Raw genomic sequence first — 22,796 nt, forward strand, 5'->3', positions numbered from 1 at the left:
TTCGATCCCGACCCAGAAATTTTCCGCAGCGGGTGATCCGCGCGCCCCGTCAGTCCGTACTGGATGGGGGAGCAGGGGTCGGCCGGTGGTACGCCGCCGCGAGACGATCGAGGAGCAGATGGCCCGGGCACAGCAGGACAAGAAGGCGGCGACCGTCCGGACCAGCGCCAGCAGTCGGGGGGTGCGAACCCCCTCGCGGCCGGCGGTCGGCATGCTGATCGCGTCGGCGCTCGCCGCGCTCTGGGCGGCGATCATGCTGACCGGCGCCGGACAGAAGGCGTACGCGTACGGCTTCTTCTTCACCGAGTTCTTCGCCGGGGTGATCTCCCTGGTGGCGTTGAGCCTGACCGTGATGCTCGGTCTGCTCGCCACCGACCGGCTGGTGCTGCGCATCCCGCACCGGGTGCTGATGCAGTCCGCGCACCGCGCCACCGGCGTGCTCGGCGTGGCCGGGCTCGGATTCCACGTTCTCACCAAGATCGCCACAGGTCGGGCGGCGGCGACCGACGCGATGGTGCCGTTCGTCGGTGGCCGAGGGCTCTACGTCGGCCTCGGCACGGTGGCCGCGCTGCTCATGGTCAGCGTGATCTGGACCGGAATCATCCGGGCCCGCTTCGCCGACGTCGGTCCGAAGTGGCTGTGGCGCGCCCTGCACTCCGTCGCGTACCTGGCCTGGCCCTTCGCCGTGCTGCACGGCCTCAACGCCGGTCGGGCCGCGGCGCCCTGGGTGATGTTCAGCTACCTGGGCTGCATCCTGCTGGTGGTGCTGGCCCTGCTCGTGCGGCTCTCGGTCAACATCGGTCGGCGCAGCCGCGAACAGCACCAGGCGGCGGTGCGCAACGCGGTGATGGCCGGGCGGGCCGAGGAGGCGAAGACCGCCCGAACGCTGCTCGCCGGGTTGGGGCGCCGCAGCAAGCCCGCCGACAAGCGTCCCGCCTGGGCGGACACCACCACCGCCACCTGGGCCGCGCCGGCGGCGCGGCGTGACCCCGAACGGTTCACCGTCCCGGTGGTGCCCGAGCCCGGCTCCCTCGTGGAGCCCACCCGGCCCAGCCGACGTCGACGCGAAGAGGAACCGGCCGCCCGCCGCGACACCGAACGGTCGTCCCGCAGCCGGCGCGACGAGGCGGAGCCCACCACCCGCCGGTCGACCCGCCGCACCGTGGAGGAGACCGCCACCCGCCGACGCGACGAGGAGGAGTTGGAGCCGGTGGCCCGGCGGCGCGGCTCGCGTACCCGGGACGAGGAGGTTCCGACCGGCCGGCGCCGCGCCGAGGAGTCGGACGCCGAGCGGCCCAGCCGCCGCTCCCGCCGCGAGGACGAGGACAGCAGGTACTCGGCCCCGCCGCTGCCGACGGCCGAGCCCGAGGAGCCGTGGGACAGCCCGCGCCGGTGGCAGGCCGCCGAGCCGATCTCCGCCGGCCCGGTCTCCGCCGAACCGATCTCCAGCAGCCCGATCTCGGCGACGCCGCGCAGCGGCAGCGGCCGGCACAGCGCGGAGGACGACCTGCCGGAGGAGCCGGACTACTGGCGTCCGCCGGCCCGGTACGTGCCGGACGAGGCACCACCGGTCGACGACACGCCGACCCTTGTCGACCTGGCCTCGCGCCGCGCCAAGCGCGCCGCCGGCGAGGGCCGCTCGGCCAAGCGCCGCAAGGCCAGCGCCGACGCGGTGGACGGGGCGTACTGGGCGGGACTGCGGGGTGAGGCCAAGTGATGCGGACGGCTGTGCCACCGGTCGCCTGTGTGGGCGAGCCGCGGCTCACCGCGGGCTTCGCCGAGTACGGACGACTCGACCTGGCGGCGCACGAGGAGGTGCACGGGCCGATCGGGCCGATGGAGCCGGCGCAACTGCTCCGGCTCGCCGAAGGCATGCAGCTCAAGGGCAAGGGCGGTGCCGGCTTCCCGTTCGCCCGCAAGATGCGCGCGGTGCTGGAGTCCTGCGAACGGCAGGACCTCGCCGCCGTCGTGGTGGTCAATGCCACCGAGGGTGAGCCGGCCAGTTGGAAGGACAAGGTGCTGCTGACCCGCGCACCGCACCTGATCCTGGACGGCGCGGCGCTGGCCGCGTACGCGCTGGACGCCGACGAGATCGTCATCGGCGTGGCCGACGACGGGGTCGGCAAGGACTCGCTGATGGAGGCCCTCGAAGAGCGCCGGATGCCGGTGATGACGACGATCGTCACGGTGCCGCACCGGTTCATCTCCGGTGAGGGCGGTGCGCTCGTCAACGGAATCAACGGGCTGCCGCACATCCCGCCCGGCACCAAGAAGCGCTCCAGCGACTCCGGGGTCAGCGGCCTGCCCACCCTGCTGTCCAACGCCGAGACCTACGCCCAACTCGCTGTCGGCGCCCGACTGGGCCCGTACGAGTACGCGGCGCTCGGCACCGACGACGAGCCGGGCACCGTGCTGCTCACCGTGACCGGCGCGGCCGGCCGACCGGCCGTGGTGGAGTGCACCGCCGGGATGCCGCTGCGTGACGTCCTCGACCTGTGCGAGGTCCCGGACGTGCAGGGCATCCTGATGGGCGGCTACCACGGCAAGTGGATCACCCCGGAGGCGGCGGAGAAGGCCGAGGTGTCCCGCAAGGGTCTGGCCGCGGTCGGCGGCACCCTCGGCGCGGGCATCATCGTCCCGGTCGGGGTCGACACCTGCCCGCTCGGTGAGGCCGCGCAGGTGGTGCGTTACCTGGCCGGGGAGTCCGCCGGTCAGTGCGGACCCTGCAAGATGGGCCTGCCGGACCTCGCCCGCGCGGTGGACCTGGCAGTGGCCGGCAGCCAACCGGCGGACGTGGTGCGGGCCGCCGCGGGCGAGGTGAGGGGCCGGGGCGCGTGCAGCCACCCGGACGGCACCGCCCGCTTCGCGCTCTCCGCGATCGAGGTCTTCGCCGAGGATCTGCGGCTGCACAGCACCGGCGACGGCTGTGGCCGACGGGTCAAGGGCGTGATGGGGCTGCCGGGCGCGCCGGACGCGAACCCGCAGAAGCTCACCCTGGACTGGTCGCGCTGTGACGGGCATGGCCTGTGCGCGCACGTCGTACCGGACTTCATCCGGCTGGACGCGAACGGATTCCCGGCCTTCCCGGCCACCCCCGTGCCGACCTGGTTGCGGGAGGGCGCGCTGAAGGCGGTCAAGGTGTGTCCGGAGCTGGCTCTGCGCCTGGCCAAGGCCGAGTAGGGCAGCCGCCGGCACCGGAAGGTCCCTTGCGGACGAGAACGGAGAAGCGGATGCGGATCGGCATGGCGTGGGGAACGGTCGGGCGTGTGCGTCGCCGGGCAGGGGCCGGGCAGCTGCGCCGCGCCGTCACCGCCGGCGCGCTCGTCACGGCGCTGTTCGGCGTCGCCGCCTGTACCGGCACCGCGCCGGGTGGGCCCGCCGCCGCCGGCTCGCCTCCGGCCTCGGCCGGTTCGCCGGCCACACCAGGCACGCCGACCGCGACGCTGGCCACGCCGAGCGGCGGACCACCCGCCGCTCCGGCGCAGGTCCCGGACGTCCTACGCTTCACCGGGACCACCCTCACCGGCGCCGCGTTCGACGCGGCGCGGTTCGCCGGCAAGCCGGTGGTGCTGTGGTTCTGGGCACCGTGGTGCGCCACCTGCGCCAGTCAGGCGTGGACGGTGGCCGAGATCGCGCCGAAGTACCGGGACACGGTGCCGATCGTCGGCGTCGCCGGGCTGGGCGAGCAGCGGGCCATGAAGGACTTCGTCACCGAGTTCGAGCTGGCCGGGACGACCCAGGTCGACGACCGCAAGGGCGCGCTCTGGAAGCGGTTCAAGGTCACCGAACAGAGCATCTTCGTGATCATCGACCGGACCGGCGCCGTGGTCCACCGGGGATTCCTGGACGGTGAGGCGCTCAGCGCCCGCGTCGCCGCCCTGGCCGGGGCGTGACCGCCGCGCTGCTGCTCGCGCTGACCGCCGGCATGCTCGGCGCGGTCAACCCGTGCGGCTTCGCGTTGCTGCCCGCGTACCTCTCGCTGTTGGTGGCCGGAGCGTCGGACACCCGCGGCGCGGTCGGCCGCGCGCTCACCGCGGCGGCCGGGCTGACAGTGGGGTACGTGGTGGTCTTCGGCGCGTTCGGCCTGGCGCTCGCGCCGCTGGCCGGCTGGCTGCGGCCCCGCCTGCCGTGGCTGACGGTGACGCTCGGTGTGCTGCTGGCGCTGGTCGGTTGTTGGCTGCTCGCCGGACGGCGACTGCCCAGCCCCGGCTGGTCGGCGCGAGCGCCCCGGCTGACCCGTTCCTGGCCGTCGATGGTCCTGTTCGGCGCGGCGTACGCGTTGGCGTCGCTCGGCTGCGCGATCGCCCCGTTCCTGGCGATCGTGGTGACCAGCCTCCAGGCCGGCTCGACCGGGCGTGGGCTGGCGCTGTTCGGGGCGTACGCGCTCGGGATGGGTCTGGTGGTCGCGGTCGCCGCGCTCGGTGTGGCGCTGCTGCGCGACGGGCTGGTGGCCCGACTGCGCGTCGCCGGCGCGCTGGTTCCCCGCCTCAGCGGTCTGATGCTGCTGGTGGCCGGGGGTTACGTCGCCTGGTACGGCTGGTACGAGCTACGGCTGGCCGCCGGACGCCGCGACGCCCTGCACGACCCGATCATCCGAGCGGCCGCCCAGGTCCAGCGAGCCCTGGCCGACACTGTGGATCGGGCCGGCCCGGTGCTGCTGCTGGCCGCCCTGGCCCTGCTCCTCGTAACCGCGCTCCTGCTCAAGCGCGCCCACCGCCCCACCCCAGCCTCCGTTGATCATGACGTTGTCGTCCCGACGCGCCCGGGACAGGGTCGTTAACCCCATGATCAACTGCCCGGGGCGCGGCGGCCCGGGGTGGCGATGATGGTCTTGACATCGGGAAAAGATCGTCGGAGTCTGTCTGACAACGTTGTCACACCGAAGGACCACCATGCGTATATCCGAATTCGAGTTGAGCAGGCGGCGGCTCCTCATCCTGGGCAGCGCCGTCGGCGCCGGACTCGCCATCGCTCGACCCGCCGCCGCACAGGCCGCGCCGGCCGCCACCACGTCACCGACCGCGGCCACCGGCCCGGTTGCCAAGACGTACCACGCGCTGCTGCTCGCCCACACCCGATGGGCCGAGGAGCAGTGGGATCCGGCGATCAACGCGTACCGCCTCGCGGACTTCAGGTTCGCTGTCGTCCTCGGTAACGCGGTCCTGCTCACCTCGCCCGGGTACGACCCGGCGGCAGCCGGTGTCGACCGGGACACGCTGCACGCCCGTACCATCGCCACCATCCGCCGGTTCGCGGCCACCAACCGACTCACCGGCGGCACCGAGTGGGGCCGACAGCTGTTCTGGGACAGCACCTTCGAGCTGTACTTCGTCCTGGCCGCCCGACTGCTCTGGTCCGACCTGGACGAGGTGACCCGCACCAACGTCGACCGCATCGCCCGCGGGCAGGCCGCGTACGCCCATTCCCTCGGCACCGGTAACGACCCGCTGAGCGGCAGTTGGACGCCGAACGGCCGCACCGGTGGCTGGATCGGTGACACCAAGCTCGAGGAGATGGGCGTCTACGCCCAGGCGATCGCGCCCGGCCTGGCCTGGGCGTCGGACGACCCCGCCGCCGTGGCGTGGCGCGAGCGGTTCTCGATGTGGACGCTCAACGCAAGTGGACTACCGGCGGCCGACCGGGCCAACCCCGCCCTCGTCGACGGGCGGGCGGTCGCCGACTGGAACACCGCCCACAACATCCACGACACGTTCCTCGTGGAGAACCACGGCTCCTTCGGCCCGCACTACCAGGAAGAACTGTGGCGCACCGCGGGTCGTACCGCGGCGCACTTCCTGACCGCCGGACAACCGCTCCCCGAGGCGCTTTCCCGGCAGCCCAACGGCGACCAACTGTGGCGGACCATGCGGCTGCTGGCCAGCGATGCCGGCGAGCCCTTCATGCCGATGGTCGCGGACCGCTACCACCTGTACGGCCGGGACGTCCTGCCGCTCGCCTTCCTCGCGCAGGTCCAGGGCGACCGGCACGCCGCCCGGGCCGAGGCGGACCTCGCCGAGCGGCTCATGCCTTACCTGAACTACCCGCCGGAGAATCGGCTCACCAAGTTCAGCGGCGAGCCGAAGTACGAGCCCGAAGCCCGGGCCGAGATCGCCATCAGTTACCTCTTCCATGCCTGGCGGGCGGCCCACGGCGGCGTGGTCCAGCCGGTCGCCAGCACCACGTTCTTCACGGCGGCGGCGGGCACCCGGGACTTCGGGGAGCAGGCCGGGCTGACCGCCCACCAAACCCCGGCCGCCTTCGCCGCGGCGGTCAGCAAGACCGGATTCGTGTCGTTCCAGTGGGCCCCCGCCCACGACAACTGGTTGTTCGACACCCGGGCGGCCTCGCTGCTGCCGAGGCAGTCCGCGCCGGTCCTCGGCCGCGCCTCCGCCGCGTACACAGTGGCCCGGGACGGTGTCGACGCCACGGCGACCGTTCTGCGCGTCGCCGGCGGCACCGCCGGATTCGTCACGCTGCCCACCGGCACTGTCGTGTACGCCACCACCGGCACCGGCGCCGACGAGGGCGTGTTCACACTGTTCAACCTGAACATGCCCGGCGTACCCGGGCTCACCGGCACCCGCACCTTCACCGGCGAACAGGGGTCCGTCACCCTGGCCGGACAGTCGGGCATCGGCGACGGCGGGACCGACCAGATCAGCTTCGCGCCGCGTGCGGCCAGGCACGTACGGATGCTCGGCCGTTCCGCCGCCACCCAGTACGGCTACTCGCTGTTCGCCTTCGCCGTGCTCGATGCCAGCGGGGTCGACCGCGCCACCGGCCGGCCCACCACTGCCTCGTCCGCCGACCCCGCCTACCCGGCGGCCCGCGCGACCGACGGCAACCCCTCCACCCGCTGGGCGGTCGCCCGTGAGGAACGCGCCCGCGCGGACAGTTGGCTCGCCGTCGACCTCGGCGAGGCCGTCGACATCAGCGGCGTACGCCTGGACTGGGAGGCCGCGTACGGCACCCGCTACGTCATCCAGACCTCGCTCGACGGCACCGACTGGAGCGACGCGGCGGTCGTGCCGGACAGCCCGACCATCGCCGGCTCCTGGCTGGACGTCGACGGACGAGCGGGCCTGGTGGTCCACAACGCCCAGAACCCGATCACCGTGACCGCCACCACCGTCACCCTGTCCAGCGGACCGGCCACCGGCAGCACCCGGCTGATCATCGAGGGGTACGCGGGCGCGAGCAGGTCTGCCCTGGCCGCCGCCGCGTCGCGAACCCTGCCCAGCGGCGGTCCGGAGGCGTTGCGGGTGAGTGACGCGGACGGATACCTGAGCCTGTTCAACCTGTCCGACGGCGACGTCACGACGGCGACCGTCACGCTGTCGCAGCGCGCCACGCTGCGGCTGTACCGCGGAAGCCAGGTCACCGGTTCGGACACCACCAGCTACCAGGTCGACCTTGCCGCCGCCACCGCACGCGTCGAGCCGCCCCGGTTCACCGTCGCCGCCGCGCAGCCGGAGAAGGCGATTCCCGCCGGTACCCGGTTCGACGTCACCGACTCGCACCACCTCCGAATCACCGCGCCCGCTGGGCACATCGTGAAGGTGCAGGTGGAGTCCGCGGCCGGCGGCGCCCGGCAGCGCGTGACGGTTCCCGCCGGACACCGCAAGGACGTCGCGTTCGCGGGTGGGACGGTGACGCCGACCAGCGACCTGGCCCGGTCCCGGACGACCTACCCGACGTCACCGCTCCCGGCCGGCATGACCGACCCGTCGGCCGCCGTCGACGGCGACCCGGGGACCGCCTGGCAACCCGGCCCGAGCGGCCGAATGGTGATCGACCTCGGATCGCTGCGGGAGTTCGCATCGGTCCGCCTGACCTGGACTCCCGGTCGTCGGCGACCGATCAGCGTATCCACCTCGGCCGACGGACTCGGCTACGCGGCGATCGCCTCGGTGCCGAAGCCGAAACCCGAGACCACCGTCCCGGCCAGGGCCTCCGGGCGGTACGTGGCGATCGCGGTCGCCGACTGGCAGCCCGGTGACGCCCGGCTGACCTCCGTGGAGGTGTTCGGTGCCTGAACCGTCGGGACTGACCGCGGACTGACACCCGTGGCGCGAACAGACGGCGGCGGGCCTGGTGCGTCAGCACCGGGCCCGCCGCCGTCGAACGGGTCGGTCAGCGGGGGGTCAGACGGTCGGTGCCCAGGCGCTCCTGGAGGACCTTCGGGACCAGGACACTGCCGTCGGCCTGCTGGTACTGCTCCAGGATGGCCGGGAAGAGCCGGCTGGTGGCCAACGCCGAGCCGTTGAGCGTGTGCACGAAACGGGTCTGCTTGCCGCCCGGCTCGCGATAGCGGATGGCGGCCCGACGCGCCTGGTAGTCGCCGGCCCAGGAGACCGACGACACCTCCTTGTACTTGCCGGTGCTCGGCATCCACACCTCGATGTCGAGGGTCTTCTTCATCGAGGCGCTGGCGTCACCGGCCGAGAGCAGGGTGCGCTGGTAGTGCAGGCCCAACCCCTCGACCAGGCTCTCCGCGTGGGCGAGCATCTCCTCCAGAGCGGCGTCGGCCTGCTCCGGGAGAGTGAACTGGAAGATCTCCACCTTGTTGAACTGGTGCCCGCGCACGGTGCCGCGCTCGTCCGAGTGCGAGCCGGCCGACTCCCGCCGGTAGCAGGGGGTGTACGCGAACGCCTTCAACGGCAGCTTCGGCGTCTCCAGGATCTCGTCCTGGTACGCGCCGAGGATCGCCGTCTCCGACGTCGGCAGCAGGAACTGCCCGCGCGGGGCGGACGCCGGGTCGAGGTGGTAGACGTCGTCGTAGAACTTGGGGAACTGCCCGGCGGCGAAGCCGGCCGAGTCCAGCAACAGGTGCGGCGGGAGCAGGAACTCGTAGCCGGCCCTGATGTGCTGGTCGACGAAGTAGTTGAGCAGCGCCCACTCCAGCCGGGCGCCGATGCCGGTGTAGATCCAGAAACCGGACCCACCGAGCTTGACTCCGCGCTCGTAGTCGACCAGGCCCAGCGCCCGGCTCAGCTCCACGTGGTCGCGGACCTTCTCGATCACCGGCGGCTCGCCGAAGGTCTTCACGACCCGGTTGGCTTCCTTGCCGCCGGCCACGACGTCGTCGCTGGGCAGGTTGGGCAGCTCGCTCATCGCGTCGCGCAGCCGGGCCTGCACCTCGTCCAGCTGGGACTCCAGGTCGGCGAGCTGTCGACGCTCGGCGTCGGGCGCGACGACCTGCGGCTCCTCGCCGGCACGCAACGCCAGCGCGTACGCCCGGGCCTCCGCCTTACGGCGCTGCCGCTCGGCGTCGATCTCCGTGATCAGCGCGCGTCGTTCCTGGTCGAGCCGCTGGATCTCGTCCAGGGATCGGGTGACCTCGGCGGGATCCAGTCGCTTCGCCAACGCGGTCGCTACCGCCTCGCGATCCTTCCGGATCAACTCCATGTCGAGCATGCTGCTCCGTACGCCTCCGTCCGGGGTCACAGGTGAACCACCAGATGCTACCGTCGCGACCCCCTCGGCCCGGGACGGGGAGTGATGACAGCTGGTCTACAGCCGGATCGGCATCAGCACCGAGTAGGTGTCCGCGTCGTCCGGACGGCGTACGGCCAGCGGGCCGATCGGCCCGTCCAACTCCAGCACCAGTTGCGGCCCGCCAGCCGCGTTCAACGCGTCCAGCAGGTAGCCGCCGTCCACCCCGACCAGCAGCGCCTCCGAGGTCAGCTCGGTGTCCGGGAGCAGCCGCAGGTCGCCGGTGTCGTCCACACCCAGCACGGTGACCGCCCGGGGCGTGCCGTCGTGGTCGCGGGCGACAGTGGGCGCCGCCGGGTCGGCCAGCGCGGCGCGCAGCGCCGCCACGTCCACCGGGATGCGACGGGCGGTGGGCCGCTCGCCGACGGCCTTGCGGACCAGCCTGCGGTAGTCCGGGAAGTCGTACGGCAGGGCGCTGCCGGTCAGGGTCCGCCCGGCCACCAGCACCCGCAGGGCCGTGCCCGCCACGGTCAGCCGCACCGGCCGGGCGTCGGCGGCGGTGAGCAGCGCCCGGATTCGGTCGACGAGGTCGACGGGTGCGAACACCCGCACCGGGGGACCGTCGACGTCGGCCCGGGCCCGGGCCAGCGCGAGCCGGTACCGGTCGGTGGCGACCAGCCGCACGCCGTCGGACTCCACGTCGAGCAGCACGCCGGAGAGCATCGGCAGCTCCGGGTCGGCGCCGACGGCGAAGCGCACCGCGTCGAGCGCGGCGGCCAGGTCGGCGGGGGAGAGGAGCACAGTCGTGCTGGTCTCCGGGGCCGGCTCGACGAGCGTCCGGAGCCGGGTCACCTCACGGCGGGCGTCGGCGAGCCCGTCGACCAGCCGACGCAGGTGCGCGTCGAGCAACAGGTGCACGGCGGCCGGCTCGGCGCGTACCGCGGCGGCGATCTCCGGCACCGGCATGCCGATCCGGCGCAGCCCGGCCACCAGGCGGGCTGGCGCGATCTGCTCGTCGGTGTACCAGCGGTAGCCGGTCACCGGGTCGACCAGGGCCGGTTCCAGCACTCCGGCCGAGTCGTAGAAGCGCAGGGCGCTGACGGTCAGGCCACTGGCCCGGGCCAGCTCACCGATGCTGTGCAGGTCGCTCACGCTGGGCATCCTGCCCCCTCGACCCGGTCGAGGGTCAAGCCGAGCGGTCCAACACCCGGAAGGTGAGCCCGGCCCGGACGAGCCGGTCGAGCAGCGCGTCACCCATCGCGGCGACGGGGGTGACCTGACCGGCGGTCGGCGGCAGGTCGTCGAGCGCCAGGCAGAGCGCCGACTCACCGAGCATCTTCGCCGTCTCGTCGTAGCCCGGGTCGCCGCCGGCCACCTCGGTGACCACCCGCTGCCCACCTCCGGTGCCGACGAACCGCACCCGGAACCAGGACGCGGCCCGCTGCTGGGCGGTCGGCCCCTGCCCGGAGGCGAGTCGACCGAGCAGCCACCGTCGACTGGGCGGCAGCTTCACCAGCCCGATCAGCGCGCCGAGCCCGGCCGCGCCGGCCAGCACGGTGGGCAGCCGCTTCACCGCCGCGAAGTGCCGGTAACGGAAGTCCGGGCCGTACTCCGGACGGGCCGCGGCCGTTCGGCGGACGACCTGCGGGTCGATGGTCGGCAGCGGGACGGTCCAGATGCCCAGCTCGGCGGAGCGGGCCAGCCGGCCGGGTACCGCCCGGACCCGGCGGTCGGTGGGGCGCGGCTCGACCGCACGGCGGTCCCGGGCAGCCCGGCTGGCCTGCGCCGTGCGGGAGAACGCGGTGAGCGCGGAATGGTACGTGCCGGCGGAGAACCGACCACCGGCGCGCACGTAACCGTCCACGCTGATCGGCACGTCGGCGGGCAGGTGTTTGACGGTGAACCAGGCCCCCAGGTCGTGCGGGATCGAGTCGAACCCGCAGGCGTGCACCAGCCGGGCCCCGGTGCGGGTCGCCTCGTCGTGGTGGCGCACGTACATCAGGTCGACGAACTCCGGCTCGCCGGTGATGTCCAGGTAGTCGGTGCCGGCCCGGGCGCAGGCCCCGACCAGCGGCTCCCCGTGATGGATGTACGGGCCGACCGTGCTGGCCACCACCCGGGTGCTCTCCGCCACCGCGCGCAGCGAGTCCGCGTCGGTCACGTCGGCGGTCAGTAACGGCAGCTCGGCCAGTGTCGGGTCGATCGCGGCGAGCCGGTCCCGGACAGCGGCGAGACGCTGCTGGTTGCGCCCGGCCAGCGCCCAGCGCAGCCCGGCCGGCGCGTGCCGGGCCAGGTACTCAGCGGTCAGACCGCCGGTGAACCCGGTCGCCCCGAACAGCACCACGTCGTACGTCCGCTCCCCAGTCATCCCCGGAGTCTGCCATTCGTGGCCCCCGATGGCAGATCACGACGAGGCCGTCAGGGCGTGAACACGGCCCGTACACAACCGTCGGCCCGGTCCCGGAACAACGCGTACCCGTGGGCGGCCTGCTCCAACGGGAGCCGGTGGGTGGCCAGATGCTCGGTACGCAGATCGTCGCGGGCCATCCGGTCCAGCAGCATCGGCACGTCACGTAGGTCCGGGCGACGTACCCCGTGCAGCGTGAGCCGCCGGTCGGTCACCGTGCCCAGCGGGAACGCGTCGACGAAGCCGTCGGTCGCGCCGAGCACCACCACCACACCGCCCTTGCGGCAGGCGTGCACGGCCTCCCGCAGCGCGTCCGGCCGGTCGGCGGTGTGGCCACCGAACCGGTCGATCAGCGATCGGGCCGGCGGCGTGCCGACCGCCACCACGCACACGTCCGGGCCACGTCCACCGCTGCGGTCGCGCAGCTCCGCCGCGACGTCGGTGCGACGGTAGTCCAGCGGCTCCGCGCCGCAGTGCCGCTCGGCCATCCGCAACCGCTCCTCGTGGCGGTCGACCACCAGCACCCGGGCGGCGCCGCGCAGCACCGCCGCCCGGGCGGTCAGCTGGCCCACCGCCCCGGCGCCCCAGATCGCCACCACGTCGCCGGCACGTACCGCCCCCAACTCCGCCGCCAGCCACCCGGTCGGTGCCGCGTCGGCGGCGAACACCGCCCGGTCGTCGTCGACCCCGTCCGGCACTCCGAACGCGCCCACGTCGGCGTACGGCACCCGCACGTACTCGGCGTGACCGCCGGCGAACCCGCCCGCCGCCCGGGGCCGGCCGAAGCAGCCGGCGTCGGAGCGCCAGCAGTCGGGGTCCGCGCTCGCCAGCTCGGCGCTGCCGTTGTCGCAGCAGGAGTGCAGGCCCTGCCGGCAGTACCAGCAGCCCCCGCAGGCGACGCTGGCGCCGACGACCACCCGGTCGCCGGTGCGGTGCCGGCGGACCGCGGGCCCGACCTCGACCACCTCACCCAGGAACTCGGCCCCGAGCACGTCACCGGCCCGCAGCAACGGGTCCCGGCCGGCCAGCAGCGGCAGGTCACCGCCGCAGGTGGCGCTGCGCCGAACCCGGACGATGACGTCCCGCTCGTTGCGCAGCTCCGGGTCGGGCACCTCGCGTACCGCCACCTCGTCGGCCGCCACCCAGCACAGGGCCCTCACCCGCGCACCTCGGTGCGGTCCAGCGCGGACCGGTCCGCGCGCAGCACCTCACCGGCCTCCACGCGCTGCTTGACCTGGCGTAACGTCCGGCGCACCAGCAGTGCCGGGTCGTCGCCGACCAGGTGCGCGGCCAACCCGACGGGCGGTGGTCCGCCGGCGAGTGGCCGGGCGGCCAGCTCCGTGCCCCGGTCGCCGGGCGCCGGCCGTACCCGTACCTCGATCGCGCCACCCAGCCGGTGCAGTGGCTCGGGCCAGCGCCCGTCCGGAAGCACCTGCTCGGGCGGTCGGTCGACAGTCACCACCTCCCACCGGGCCGACGCGCCAGGGTCGCCGTCCGCGCCGGTCCGGCCCCGCGCGACGGCATGGCCGTCCGCGCCCGGCCAACCCCGCGTGGTCGCAGCGCCGCCCGCGCCCGGCCCACCCACCCACCGGGGTACGCGCAGCAGGCGCACCGCCCGGGCCAGCGCACCGCTGCCGAGGGCGGGTCCCGCCCGCGCCAGCCGTCCCATCGGTCCCACCCGCCTCTCCGTCCGTACACCGCGGTCGCCGCCACCAGGGCGGCTGCCACGTCCCCCGATCCTCGGTCCCGGTCGGGTGAAGCGGGCTCGCCCGGAAGGGGTGAACCGCCTTCCGCCGGGTAACCGCTCGCCGACCGGGGGCGGAACGTGCGGTGGGGGTGGGGCTGGGTGTCGGAACAGGATCGCGTGCGGGTCGAGTCGACAGCGGGGCCGCCGCTGCTGGCGTCCCGGCTGACTCCGGCGGTGCCGCCGGAACCGGTGGTGGCCCGACCCCGACTGCTGCGCCGGTTGGACGAGGGCAGCGCGGGGCCGGTCACCCGGATCGCTGCTCCGGCCGGCTGGGGTAAGACCACGTTGCTCGCGTCCTGGGTACGGCTGGGTGGTGCCCCGGCCGAGGTCGAGCCGGGTGCTGTCGTGCCCGACTCCGGCGAACTGGCGGCCCCGCCCGAGTCCGGCCCGGTTCCGGCGTGGGTGTCCGTGGAGGTCGGCGACGACGGTGACCGCCTCTGGTCGTACCTCGCGGCGGCGCTGCGGGCGGCCACCGGCTCGACGGAGAGTGGGCGGGTGCCGGAACGGTCGCCGCGCCCCGAGCACCTGGAGGCGCTGGCCGCGTCGCTCGCCGCCGCGGACCGGCCGGTGCTGCTGATCCTGGACGACCTGCACCGGGTCGCCGACCCGGCCGCGTTGACCGGGTTGGAGTTCCTGCTGCGCCACGCCGAGCAGCGGTTGCGTCTGGTGATCGGCGCGCGGGCCGGGCTGCACCTGCCGCTGCACCGGCTCCGCCTCGCCGGCGAGCTGACCGAGATCGGTCCGGACGAGTTGGCGTTCACCGACGACGAGGTTGCCGACCTGCTCACCGCGCACGGCGCCGCGCTGCCGGCGGCTGCCGTGCACCGCCTGCGGGAGCGGACCGGCGGGTGGCCGGCCGCACTGCGCATCGCGGCCCTTGCGGTACGCGGTCAGGCCGACCCGGAGCGCTGGGCGGGACAGTTCGGCGGTGACCAACCGGAGATCGCCGGTTACCTGCACGAGGAGGTGCTCGCGACGCTCGACAGGGCCGAGGAGGACCTGCTGCGTCGTACCGCAGTCGTCGACACGGTGTGCGCCGACCTGGCCGAGGCGCTGACCGGGCGCGCCGACGCCGGGCAGGCGCTCGCCGACCTGGCCGGGGCCGGTGGTCTGCTGCACCGGGAGGACACCCGCCCAGCCTGGTACCGGTGCGAGCCCCTGCTCGCCGACCTGCTCCGCGCCGACCTGGCCCGGTTGCCCGCAGACGAGCTGCGCGGGCTGCACGCCCGGGCCGCCGACTGGTACGCGGGCGACGGACGGCCGACCGACGGCCTGCGGCACGCGTTGGCCGCCGGCCGGTGGGACCTGGCCGGCGACCTGTTCGTCGCCCACTGGCCGGAGCTGACCCGCTACGACCGCGAACCGGTGCACGCCCCGGCCCCCGTGGCCCCACCGGCGGAGGTGGTGCGCGCCGACCCGGAGGTGGCGTTGGCCTGTGCCGCCGAGCGCGTGTGCGCCGGTGACCTGCCCGCCGCGAGTGCCCACCTGGGCGTGGCGGCCGAACACGCCGCGGGCCTTCCCGTGCCCCGACGCGACCGGTTCCTGCGGTTGGTCACCGCGTTGGAGGTGAGCGTGGCCCGACTCGCCGACGACCAGACGGAGGTGCGCGCCGCCGCCGCCCGACTGCTGCGAACCCGCCCAGAGGGCGCCACACCGACCCGGCTGCCGGACTCCGCGCCGACCGCACCGTCCAGCTCCGCTCCCACCACTGGTGGGGGCGCCGCGGCCGACGACGCGGACCTGAGGGCGTTCACCGGCACCGCCCTGGGGCTGGTCGAGTTGGCTGACGGCGCGTTGCCGGCCGCCCGTTTCGTCCGGGCCCGGGCGGCGGCCCGGGAGGCCGGTCGGCCGCGTACCGAGTTGGTCGGTGCCAGCCGTGCCGCACTGCTGCTCGCGGTCCGCGGTGAGTTGCGGGCGGCCGAGCAGGCGGCCCGGGACGCGCTGGGCATGCCGCCCTGCCGGGGTTGGTCGGGTCGGCTCGACTGCGCCTACGCGTACCTGGCGTTGGCCCTGGTGGCGCTGCTGCGTGACCAGCCGGAGGAGGCAGCTGCGAACCTCGCCCTCGCCGGCCCGGCGTTCGGGGTCGCGGACGGGTGGGGCGCCGAGGCCGGTACCGGTGAGGACTGGCTCGCCGCCGCTCCCGGCGAACCGGTGGCGGCGGCGGTGGCGGCCCTCTGCCGGGCGCAGTTGCACCGCGACGCCGGCGACCCGGCGGCCGGCCAGCGGCTGCTCGTCCGGGCCGGTGCGGCACTGGCCGACCGTCCCTCCGCCACCGAACTGACCAGCCTCCTGCGGGCCGCCGAGGCCGAACTACGCGCCGATAGGGGCGACCTCGACGCCGCCCGTGACCTGCTGGCCGGAAACACCGACGACGGGACCGATCCGGTGCTGGCGGTGACGGTGGCGAAGGTGGAACTGCTGGCCGGCGACACCGCCGACGCCGGGCGGGCCCTGCCGGATTGGCAGTCGCCGACGGCCACGGCCTGGCCCCTTCCGGTACGCCTGGACGCGGGGCTGCTGGACGCGGTGCTCGCCGAGCGGGCCGGGGACGGGCGTCGGGCCGGCCGGATCCTGGAACAGGTGCTGGACCTCGCCGGCCCCCAGGGCTGCCGGCGGGTCTTCACCCGCGCCGCACCACCCGTACGGGACCTGCTCGCCGCCCACCTGGACGCGGGCACCGCGCACTTCACGCTGGTCAGCGACCTGGTCCGGGGGGCCAACACGAGCATTGCCCGGCCGAGCGCGGCCCCCCGGGGCGTTCTCGACGAGCCGCTCACCGAGCGTGAGCTGACCATCCTGCGCTATCTACAGAGCATCCTGTCCAACGTGGAGATCGCCAGCGAACTGTCGCTCTCCGTCAATACGGTGAAGACCCACGTCCGCAACATCTACCGCAAACTCGACGCGACCCGCCGGCGTGAAGCGGTCCGGCGGGCGCGCGAGCTGCGGCTGATCTGAGCGGTTCGGTGGTCAGGCGTCGCCGGCGGAGTCCACGGCCGTCAACAGGTCGGCCAGGTCGTAGCCGCCGTCGTGTCGGACACCGTTGACGAACAGGGTCGGGGTGCCGTTCACCCCGCTCCGGATGCCGCCCACGAAGTCGCGGCGTACACGGTCCGCGTGCGCACGGCTCTCCACCTCGGCGTTCAACTCGTCCGGTGGCAACCCGACCTGCTCGACACCGAGCGAGAGGTGCACCGGGTCGAGCTGGTCCTGGTGCTCGTAGAGCCAGTCGTGCATCTCCCAGAACCGGCCCCGCACCCCGGCGGCCTCGGCCGTCTCGGCGGCCCGTTCGGCGTACGGGTGCACGTTGGCGATCGGGAAGTACCGGTAGACCAGCCGGACGGTGTCGGCCCGTTGCCGCAGCAACTCGTGCAGGTTCGGGTACGCGGCACCGCAGAACTGGCACTGGAAGTCGCCGTACTCGACGACGGTGACCGCCGCGTCGGCCGGCCCGCGGATGTGGTCCTCGGTGGTCACCGGGTCCCGAAGTCGGGCGGTGACCTGCAGTGGCGTGGTCATCCGGTCGTCACCTTCCGGTCGGCGGCGAGTTGGTCCAGCGCGTCGAAGATGCCGTCCGCGCCCGGGTTCACGTCGGGCGGCGAGAGGTGGCTCCAGGTCACCGTGCCGGCCGGGTCGAGCACCACGAGCGCGCGGGCGGCCTCGCCGCGCGGTTGGTACGCGCCGTAGGCACGGGCCACCTCGCCCTTGGGCTCGAAGTCGGCCAGCAGGGGGAACTCGATGCCCCGGCTCTCCGCGAAAGCTCGGTGCGACCAGATGCTGTCCACCGAGATGCCGAGCACGACAGCCTCGTACTGCGCGAAGACGGGTGCCGCCGACTGGTAGAGCGACATCTGGTCACCGCAGACCGGGCTCCAGTCGGCGGGGTAGAAGGCGAGCACCACCGGTCGGCCGCGGAACTGCTCGGGCCCCGTCGGGTCCCCGGCCGGGGTGGCCGGAAGGGTGAAGTCGGGCGCGGCGTGCCCCGGTTGGATCAGCCCGTTCGGATCACTCATGCCCCCAGCCTGCTCCCGGGGTGGGTGAGGCGGACTCACCCGCCCCGGGTGGTTCCGTGTCCGCTCGGCGCGGCGCTGAGGCAGCGTGCTCAGCGCCGCGCGTGGCGCTCGCTCACCGCAGCCCCGGGGCGACGGCGATGTGGTTCTGCACCTCACGGATACCTGGTGCGGACCACGCCACCTGCTCGACCTCGGCCCGCTCGGGCATCGAGTGCACCAACCCGGCGAGCACCGCCGTGTCGCCGTGCACCCGGACGGTGATCCGTTCGGCTTCGGTCGCCCCGGCTCGGGCGAGGGCGTCGACGATCCGGTCGGCCAGGTTCCGACCGTCCGGCGCGGCGGCCGGTTGGACGGCGATGCCGTTGCTCACCCCGCGTACGCCGGTCAGTCGGCCGACCGCCCGTTCGGCAGCGCGGCGCTGGTACTCCCACTCGACGTCGCCGTGCAGCGTCACCCAGCCGCTCGAGACGGTGACCTGGAGTTTCTCGACGGGTACGAACGCGTCCCACTCCAAGGCGTGGCTGGCGGCGGCGGCCAGGTCGGGGTCGGTGCGCTCCGCGCCGGTGGCCAGTTGCACGGCCACGTCGTTGGCGACAGCCCGAACCTGGGCGACCCGGTGCGCGGCGCGTTCGGCGGCCCACTTCTTCGCGTAGCTGTCCACCCGGCCGGTCAGCGTGACGACGCCTTCGGCGACGGTCACGCCGATCTCGTGCGGCTGCACCCGCGGTTCCCAGGTCAGCTCGTCGAGTACGGCGGACTGGATGTCCTGGTCGGTGCGGCTGATCTCCGCGATGGCCATCTGTCCTCCTCCCGTGCTCCGGTGGCGAACCGGGCGGCGACGTGCAGCGCTTCGGTGACTAACCGGGCGGCGACGTGCAGCCGGAGGCCCGCCGACGTCGAACCTGCCGCAGCTCCGGGTGAACCGTCCTCGCCCGGACGGGGTGACATGATGACTGTTTCATCCGTGGGAGCGCTTCCATCACGAGTGCATTTCGGTTACGGTAATCGCGTTCCTCGATCGCGGAAGCCGTCGCGTCGGGTGGTGGAGCCAGGGCAGCTCCGTCCCCGTCGTCGTGCTCGTCCCCCGGGCCACGACGCTCCCGGCCGGTCGACCCCGTCCCCCGGGGTATGCCCCACCACCACCATCACCACCACCCGAGCACCGGTCCGCCGGGCCGCCTGAGGGGTCCGGCACCCGGCGGACCGGCCCCACCCCGTACCGCCCCAGCGGTACGGGCCCCGTTCGACAGACGTCGAACGGGGCCCGGGGGTACGGAAGCGTGTGCTCAGACCGCAGGCGAGTTGGGACGGTCGACGTCGACGAACTCCACGTCGTCGACGGATGAGTTGTCCCGGCTGCCGGCGGCCCGCGCGGCGGAACCCACGGCCCAGCCGACCGCCGCGCCGACGAGCGCTGCGCCGATCAGCAGTGTCCAGGGCAGAGCCGGCTGGCGACCGGCCAGCGCGTCGAAGGCCAGCGAGGCGCGGCGTCGCGCCTCTTCGGCGGCGGAGCCCACCAGGTCACCGGCACCGTCGGCGAGGTCGCCGCTGTTGCGACGGGCCGACCGTGCGGTGTCCCGCACACTGTCTCCGGCGGAGCTGACGGCCGAGAGCAGGTGCTCCCAGGCCTGGTCCGCGATTCGCTCCGGCTTGCTGCGGCGGTCCAGCAGGTTGGTTCCGAACATCGTGGTTACCTCCTCGGGTGCCGAAGCCGCCGGCCACTTCGGACTTCGGCGTCTGTTCAGCGCGTCACGGTTCGCCTACACCGCCAGTGCCCACGGTCGTCCGAGCGCAAACCCGGCACACCGGAACCTCATCGCACCGCCACTGCGGCAACGCCCCGCGCGAAGTCGTCGTCATCGTCGTCATCGTCGTCGCCTCCGCCGAAACCGCAGGCCAGTACGAGGGCGAGCAGTATGCCGACGCCGGCCAACCCCGCAAGCCGCTTGATCATTGAAGGTCCTCTCCGTCACGGTGGGTGTCCCGGCCTGATGCTAGGACGGAACGGCAACCACGGGCGCCGATCGGGGTGGTCGGGTGCGGACGACACGCCGGTGGCACGCGGGACGGGCGTACGTCATGGGGCGGTTGTCCGGCGTGCCGGGCCCGGACGGCTACCCTGGTCCGGCGACGCGTCGGTCATGACTGATCAACGAGGCGCAGATAACGAAAAGTGTTGAGTAATCAGATACTGAAAAGTACGGATATGGGCCGCTTTGTTGGCTCGGATCCGCGAATTGCTCATCCCGAGGGGTGGCGACCGAGGCCGTTGGAGGAATACTCTCGGTCGCGGCCCGCGTACTGATGAGGCGCCCGGGGGACGGGCGGGTGGAGGTGCTCGCGTGAGCCTGTCGATCGTGAAGTCGGTTCTGTCCGGTGGTGTCGTGGAGATCGCCCCGCGGGGCGAGATCGACGTCGACACAGCGTACGAGGTGCGCGAAGCGATCGCGGAGGTGCTGGCCAAAGGTCGGCCCCTGCGCATCGAGCTCAACATGAGGCTGGTCACCTTCATCGACTCCGTCGGCATCAGCGCCATGGTCGCCGGCTTCCAGACGGCCGAGGTCAGCGACGTCAAGCTGGTGGTCACCGAGCCGAGCCGGTTCGTGCACCGGCAGCTGTGGGTGACCGGCCTGCTCGGCCTGTTCGGTGCCCCCGAGCCCTACTTCGCCGGTGCCGCCACCCCCGAGGTGCTGCCCGGCGCCTGAGCGGGCCCGACACCACGTCAGGTCTGCTCGTCCAGCCCGGTCAGGTCGACGTCGGTCGCTTCGGTGACCGCCCGGATGGCCGTCACCGACGCGTACCCGGCGGCCAGTAACGCCACGTCCGTGCCGGGCTGCGCGGCCTGCCCCGGCTCCTCCAACGAGGTACGCACGAAGCCGTGACCGGATTCGGCCACCGTCATCTGCACCTGGCCGAAGCTGGCCAGCGCGCCGCGACGCACTCCGCGCAACCGCCCGTGCGGCAGGTCCGGCGCGTTCACGTTCAGCACGCTCTCCAACGGCGCCGATCGCAACCGGGGAAGAAGATCAAGGGCGACCCGCGCGGCGGTGCTCCAGTGCCGCTCGGCATCCCGTACCCGGGCTGCGGCATCCACTGCGGCGCCGCCGCTCGCCGCCGTCGCCTCACCAGCGGAGAGCACGTCGAGGGAGACCGCCATCGCGCGGCACCCGTTCGTGGCGGCGGTGAACGCGGCCCCCACCGTCCCCGAGTGCAGCACGGCCCGGCCGGCGTTGGCGCCCCTGTTGATGCCGGAGAGCACCACCGACGGCGGTGGGCCGAACGCGCCGTGCAGGGCGATCAGCGTGATGAAGCCGGGGGAGCCGCCGACTCCGTACGCCGGCACTCCCGCCAGGTCCGGTAGCGGGTGGTCGTTCACGACGACCCTCCCGTCCCGTTCCATGGCACTCATCGCGGCGCTCGTGCCGCTCGCCTCCTCCAGCGGCGCGGCGACCACCACGTCCAGGCCCCGCTGCACGGCCTCCCAGGCCAGGGCCTGGATGCCGGGCGCGGCTATCCCGTCGTCGTTGGTGATCAAGACCCGCACTGTCATCGGTCGACCACCCGGTCGGCCAGTTCGTCGGGGGTGGTCCGCTCCTGTGGCCGGCTGTCCGCAGGCACCAGTCGGACCCGGTCCACCAGGCCGGTGATCGAGTCGAGCCGTCCGGTGCCCAGGCCGTGCCGGGTCACGTTGAGCGCGCCGGCCGCGGCACCGGTCCGGATGGCGGTCCGGATGTCTCCGCCGCCGGCCACGATGGCGGCCACCCCGGCGGTCATCGAGTCGCCCGCGCCACGCGGGTCGGCGGCCTCCAGTCGGGGCATCTCGACCTCGAACAACTCTCCGTCGATGAGCGCGAGCGCCGGCTGGTCGGCCCGGCTCACCACCACCGTCTCTGCGCCGGCCGCGTGCAGCTCGTACATGGCCCGGGTCAGTTCGACGCTATCGTCGGTGCGCGCGCGGCCGTCGCGGATCAACTCCTCGTGGCTCACCTTGAGGAAGAACACGCCGCTCTCCAGCACCGCGCCGAGATGATCGCCGGAGAGGTCGACCACGACCCGACCACCGTTGGCGCCAAGGTCCGCCGCGAAACGCCGGTACAGGTCGGCGGGGACGAGCCACGGCGCGTTCGGCCCGCTCAGAATGCTCACAGCGGCCCTCAGGCCCTCGCCGAGGGCCAGGTTGTACAGCTCGTCGAGCTCGTGTCGGCTCAACGGCTGCCCGGGTACGTCGGCGATCTCCTGCCGGGACCCGCCCCGGCGGTCGTGCACGTACCCGCCGTTGCCGGAGTCACGGACCACCACCTTCAGGTCGACGCCCTCACTGACCAGCAGGGGCTCCAGCACCTGGCCGATCTCGCCGCCGAGGGCGGCGCAGAGCACCACGTCGACACCGAGCGACATCACCATCCGGGCCTGCCAGACGCCCTGCCCGCCGGGGTGCAGGTGCAACTCGGGGTGCTCGTTGGGCTGGTCCAGGGTCACAGTCAGCTGTGGTGTGGGCGCGAAGACCATCACGTGCCCGTTCACCGGATCGTCGCCGTTCATGATGTCCGCCCCCAACATGTTTGGGTAATTCATCACTAATGCGACAAATAGTAGCCTCCTGTCCTGTCGTCCCCGGGTTCCTCCGCCGGGCGTTGCCAGCCAGACATCGGTACGGGACGATCGTGCGACCATCGACGGCGGGAGACGGTGTGCTCAAGAGCGATACCTTCAGCTACACCGTCCAGGCCCGGTGTTCACCGGCCCACGCGGCGGCGATGCTCAGCGACCTGACCCGGCAGGGCGAACTGCACCCGCTGATCGTCCAGGTCCGTCGACTGCCGCCCCGACCTGGTGCGCAGGCGAGTTACACGATCAACGACCGTCTGGCGGTCGGCCCGCTGCGCTTCACGACCACGTACCACGCGGACGTGCTGATCAACGAGGATGACGAGATCGTCATGGTGGCCCGTCAGTGGCCGGCCACCACCGTGCGAAACCACACCCGACTGCGCCCCGAGCCGGACGGCCTGGTCCGGATCGACGTCGAGATCACCCTGACCGCGCCGGCCCCCCTGTTCCGCTACGCGTTCCGTCAGGCCCGTGCCGCCCACCTCGCCCTGGCCACCCGACTGGGGCCGGCCCTGGAACGCGCCGACGACCCCCCACCCGCCGCCTGACCCGGCACCCCGCGCCGCGCCCAGAGCTCGCAAGG

At 73.4% G+C, this 22,796-nt stretch carries 20 protein-coding genes; 8 read left to right on the forward strand and 12 right to left on the reverse strand.

Features of this window, described 5'->3' with window-relative positions:
• Positions 1 to 85: 85 nt before the first annotated feature.
• The 5 genes from O3438_RS29750 (at position 86) to O3438_RS29770 (ending at position 8,036) form a co-directional block, all read left to right on the forward strand.
• On the forward strand, positions 86 to 1,717 hold the full coding sequence (locus O3438_RS29750; protein WP_269682878.1) for a ferric reductase-like transmembrane domain-containing protein: 1,632 nt from the start codon (positions 86 to 88) through the stop codon (positions 1,715 to 1,717).
• A complete protein-coding gene (locus O3438_RS29755) occupies positions 1,717 to 3,180 on the forward strand; it encodes an NADH-quinone oxidoreductase subunit NuoF family protein (RefSeq protein ID WP_269682879.1) in 1,464 nt (487 codons plus the stop codon). Before O3438_RS29750 ends, O3438_RS29755 begins: the two co-directional genes overlap by 1 nt.
• Before the next feature lie 50 nt (positions 3,181 to 3,230).
• Positions 3,231 to 3,893 carry a TlpA family protein disulfide reductase gene (locus tag O3438_RS29760; protein ID WP_269682880.1) on the forward strand — a complete coding sequence of 221 codons (663 nt, stop codon included), beginning with the start codon at positions 3,231 to 3,233 and terminating at the stop codon, positions 3,891 to 3,893.
• Positions 3,890 to 4,780, forward strand: coding sequence for a cytochrome c biogenesis CcdA family protein (locus tag O3438_RS29765; RefSeq protein WP_269682881.1), 891 nt, complete (start codon positions 3,890 to 3,892; stop codon positions 4,778 to 4,780). Before O3438_RS29760 ends, O3438_RS29765 begins: the two co-directional genes overlap by 4 nt.
• A gap of 112 nt (positions 4,781 to 4,892) precedes the next feature.
• Positions 4,893 to 8,036 carry a discoidin domain-containing protein gene (locus tag O3438_RS29770; protein WP_269682882.1) on the forward strand — a complete coding sequence of 1,048 codons (3,144 nt, stop codon included), beginning with the start codon at positions 4,893 to 4,895 and terminating at the stop codon, positions 8,034 to 8,036.
• A 97-nt stretch (positions 8,037 to 8,133) separates the two neighbouring features.
• On the opposite strand, the gene serS is transcribed toward O3438_RS29770, so the two are convergent.
• The 5 genes from serS to O3438_RS29795 form a co-directional block, all read right to left on the reverse strand.
• On the reverse strand, positions 8,134 to 9,417 hold the full coding sequence (serS, locus tag O3438_RS29775; RefSeq protein WP_269683797.1) for a serine--tRNA ligase: 1,284 nt from the start codon (positions 9,415 to 9,417) through the stop codon (positions 8,134 to 8,136).
• Between the two features lie 96 nt (positions 9,418 to 9,513).
• Positions 9,514 to 10,596, reverse strand: coding sequence for a DNA polymerase III subunit beta family protein (locus O3438_RS29780; protein ID WP_269682883.1), 1,083 nt, complete (start codon positions 10,594 to 10,596; stop codon positions 9,514 to 9,516).
• 25 nt (positions 10,597 to 10,621) lie between these two features.
• The gene (locus O3438_RS29785; RefSeq protein ID WP_269682884.1) at positions 10,622 to 11,803 is read right to left on the reverse strand and encodes a saccharopine dehydrogenase family protein; all 1,182 of its coding nucleotides are present in this window, start codon (positions 11,801 to 11,803) and stop codon (positions 10,622 to 10,624) included.
• Positions 11,804 to 11,853: 50 nt separating this feature from the next.
• A complete protein-coding gene (locus O3438_RS29790) occupies positions 11,854 to 13,002 on the reverse strand; it encodes an alcohol dehydrogenase catalytic domain-containing protein (RefSeq protein WP_269682885.1) in 1,149 nt (382 codons plus the stop codon).
• Positions 12,999 to 13,511: a hypothetical protein gene (locus O3438_RS29795; RefSeq protein ID WP_442929674.1), complete on the reverse strand. Its 513-nt coding sequence runs from the start codon at positions 13,509 to 13,511 to the stop codon at positions 12,999 to 13,001. The genes O3438_RS29790 and O3438_RS29795 overlap by 4 nt, the downstream gene beginning before the upstream one ends.
• Before the next feature lie 177 nt (positions 13,512 to 13,688).
• Here O3438_RS29795 and O3438_RS29800 point away from each other — a divergent pair, with 177 nt between their 5' ends.
• Entirely contained in the window at positions 13,689 to 16,547 is a 2,859-nt protein-coding gene (locus O3438_RS29800; protein ID WP_269682887.1) for a helix-turn-helix transcriptional regulator, read from the forward strand.
• Positions 16,548 to 16,559: 12 nt separating this feature from the next.
• Here O3438_RS29800 and O3438_RS29805 read toward each other — a convergent pair whose 3' ends face one another.
• From O3438_RS29805 to O3438_RS29825, 5 genes are all read right to left on the reverse strand, one after another.
• Positions 16,560 to 17,108: a DsbA family protein gene (locus tag O3438_RS29805; RefSeq protein WP_269682888.1), complete on the reverse strand. Its 549-nt coding sequence runs from the start codon at positions 17,106 to 17,108 to the stop codon at positions 16,560 to 16,562.
• Complete coding sequence (locus tag O3438_RS29810; RefSeq protein WP_269682889.1) at positions 17,105 to 17,602, reverse strand: redoxin domain-containing protein; 498 nt, start codon at positions 17,600 to 17,602, stop codon at positions 17,105 to 17,107. Before O3438_RS29810 ends, O3438_RS29805 begins: the two co-directional genes overlap by 4 nt.
• 112 nt (positions 17,603 to 17,714) lie before the next feature.
• Positions 17,715 to 18,401: a BON domain-containing protein gene (locus O3438_RS29815; RefSeq protein WP_269682890.1), complete on the reverse strand. Its 687-nt coding sequence runs from the start codon at positions 18,399 to 18,401 to the stop codon at positions 17,715 to 17,717.
• Between the two features lie 487 nt (positions 18,402 to 18,888).
• The gene (locus O3438_RS29820; RefSeq protein ID WP_269682891.1) at positions 18,889 to 19,287 is read right to left on the reverse strand and encodes a hypothetical protein; all 399 of its coding nucleotides are present in this window, start codon (positions 19,285 to 19,287) and stop codon (positions 18,889 to 18,891) included.
• Positions 19,288 to 19,415: 128 nt separating this feature from the next.
• Positions 19,416 to 19,556, reverse strand: a complete 141-nt coding sequence (locus tag O3438_RS29825) for a hypothetical protein (RefSeq protein ID WP_269682892.1) — start codon at positions 19,554 to 19,556, stop codon at positions 19,416 to 19,418.
• Between the two features lie 388 nt (positions 19,557 to 19,944).
• On the opposite strand from O3438_RS29825, the gene O3438_RS29830 reads away from it, so the two are divergent.
• Entirely contained in the window at positions 19,945 to 20,307 is a 363-nt protein-coding gene (locus tag O3438_RS29830; RefSeq protein ID WP_030330302.1) for an STAS domain-containing protein, read from the forward strand.
• A 17-nt stretch (positions 20,308 to 20,324) separates the two neighbouring features.
• On the opposite strand, the gene surE is transcribed toward O3438_RS29830, so the two are convergent.
• A complete protein-coding gene (surE, locus tag O3438_RS29835; RefSeq protein WP_269682893.1) occupies positions 20,325 to 21,152 on the reverse strand; it encodes a 5'/3'-nucleotidase SurE in 828 nt (275 codons plus the stop codon).
• Positions 21,149 to 22,111, reverse strand: coding sequence for a PfkB family carbohydrate kinase (locus tag O3438_RS29840; RefSeq protein ID WP_269683798.1), 963 nt, complete (start codon positions 22,109 to 22,111; stop codon positions 21,149 to 21,151). Before O3438_RS29840 ends, surE begins: the two co-directional genes overlap by 4 nt.
• Positions 22,112 to 22,293: 182 nt before the next feature.
• Between O3438_RS29840 and O3438_RS29845 the strand changes: the two genes are divergently transcribed.
• The gene (locus O3438_RS29845) at positions 22,294 to 22,761 is read left to right on the forward strand and encodes an SRPBCC family protein (protein ID WP_269682894.1); all 468 of its coding nucleotides are present in this window, start codon (positions 22,294 to 22,296) and stop codon (positions 22,759 to 22,761) included.
• Positions 22,762 to 22,796: the final 35 nt, after the last annotated feature.

The sequence above is a fragment of the Micromonospora sp. WMMC250 genome (genome assembly GCF_027460215.1).
GTDB lineage: Bacteria > Actinomycetota > Actinomycetes > Mycobacteriales > Micromonosporaceae > Micromonospora > Micromonospora taraxaci.

Coding starts and splice junctions, on each gene's coding strand:
- O3438_RS29815 (WP_269682890.1), bottom strand. CDS start 18,401: ATGGCCATCGCGGAGATCAGCCGCACCGACCAGGACATCCAGTCCGCC.
- O3438_RS29795 (WP_442929674.1), bottom strand. CDS start 13,511: ATGGGACGGCTGGCGCGGGCGGGACCCGCCCTCGGCAGCGGTGCGCTG.
- O3438_RS29755 (WP_269682879.1), top strand. CDS start 1,717: ATGCGGACGGCTGTGCCACCGGTCGCCTGTGTGGGCGAGCCGCGGCTC.
- O3438_RS29770 (WP_269682882.1), top strand. CDS start 4,893: ATGCGTATATCCGAATTCGAGTTGAGCAGGCGGCGGCTCCTCATCCTG.
- O3438_RS29820 (WP_269682891.1), bottom strand. CDS start 19,287: ATGTTCGGAACCAACCTGCTGGACCGCCGCAGCAAGCCGGAGCGAATC.
- O3438_RS29780 (WP_269682883.1), bottom strand. CDS start 10,596: ATGCCCAGCGTGAGCGACCTGCACAGCATCGGTGAGCTGGCCCGGGCC.
- O3438_RS29825 (WP_269682892.1), bottom strand. CDS start 19,556: ATGATCAAGCGGCTTGCGGGGTTGGCCGGCGTCGGCATACTGCTCGCC.
- O3438_RS29785 (WP_269682884.1), bottom strand. CDS start 11,803: ATGACTGGGGAGCGGACGTACGACGTGGTGCTGTTCGGGGCGACCGGG.
- O3438_RS29840 (WP_269683798.1), bottom strand. CDS start 22,111: ATGGTCTTCGCGCCCACACCACAGCTGACTGTGACCCTGGACCAGCCC.
- O3438_RS29810 (WP_269682889.1), bottom strand. CDS start 17,602: ATGAGTGATCCGAACGGGCTGATCCAACCGGGGCACGCCGCGCCCGAC.
- surE (WP_269682893.1), bottom strand. CDS start 21,152: ATGACAGTGCGGGTCTTGATCACCAACGACGACGGGATAGCCGCGCCC.
- O3438_RS29805 (WP_269682888.1), bottom strand. CDS start 17,108: ATGACCACGCCACTGCAGGTCACCGCCCGACTTCGGGACCCGGTGACC.
- O3438_RS29760 (WP_269682880.1), top strand. CDS start 3,231: ATGCGGATCGGCATGGCGTGGGGAACGGTCGGGCGTGTGCGTCGCCGG.
- serS (WP_269683797.1), bottom strand. CDS start 9,417: ATGCTCGACATGGAGTTGATCCGGAAGGATCGCGAGGCGGTAGCGACC.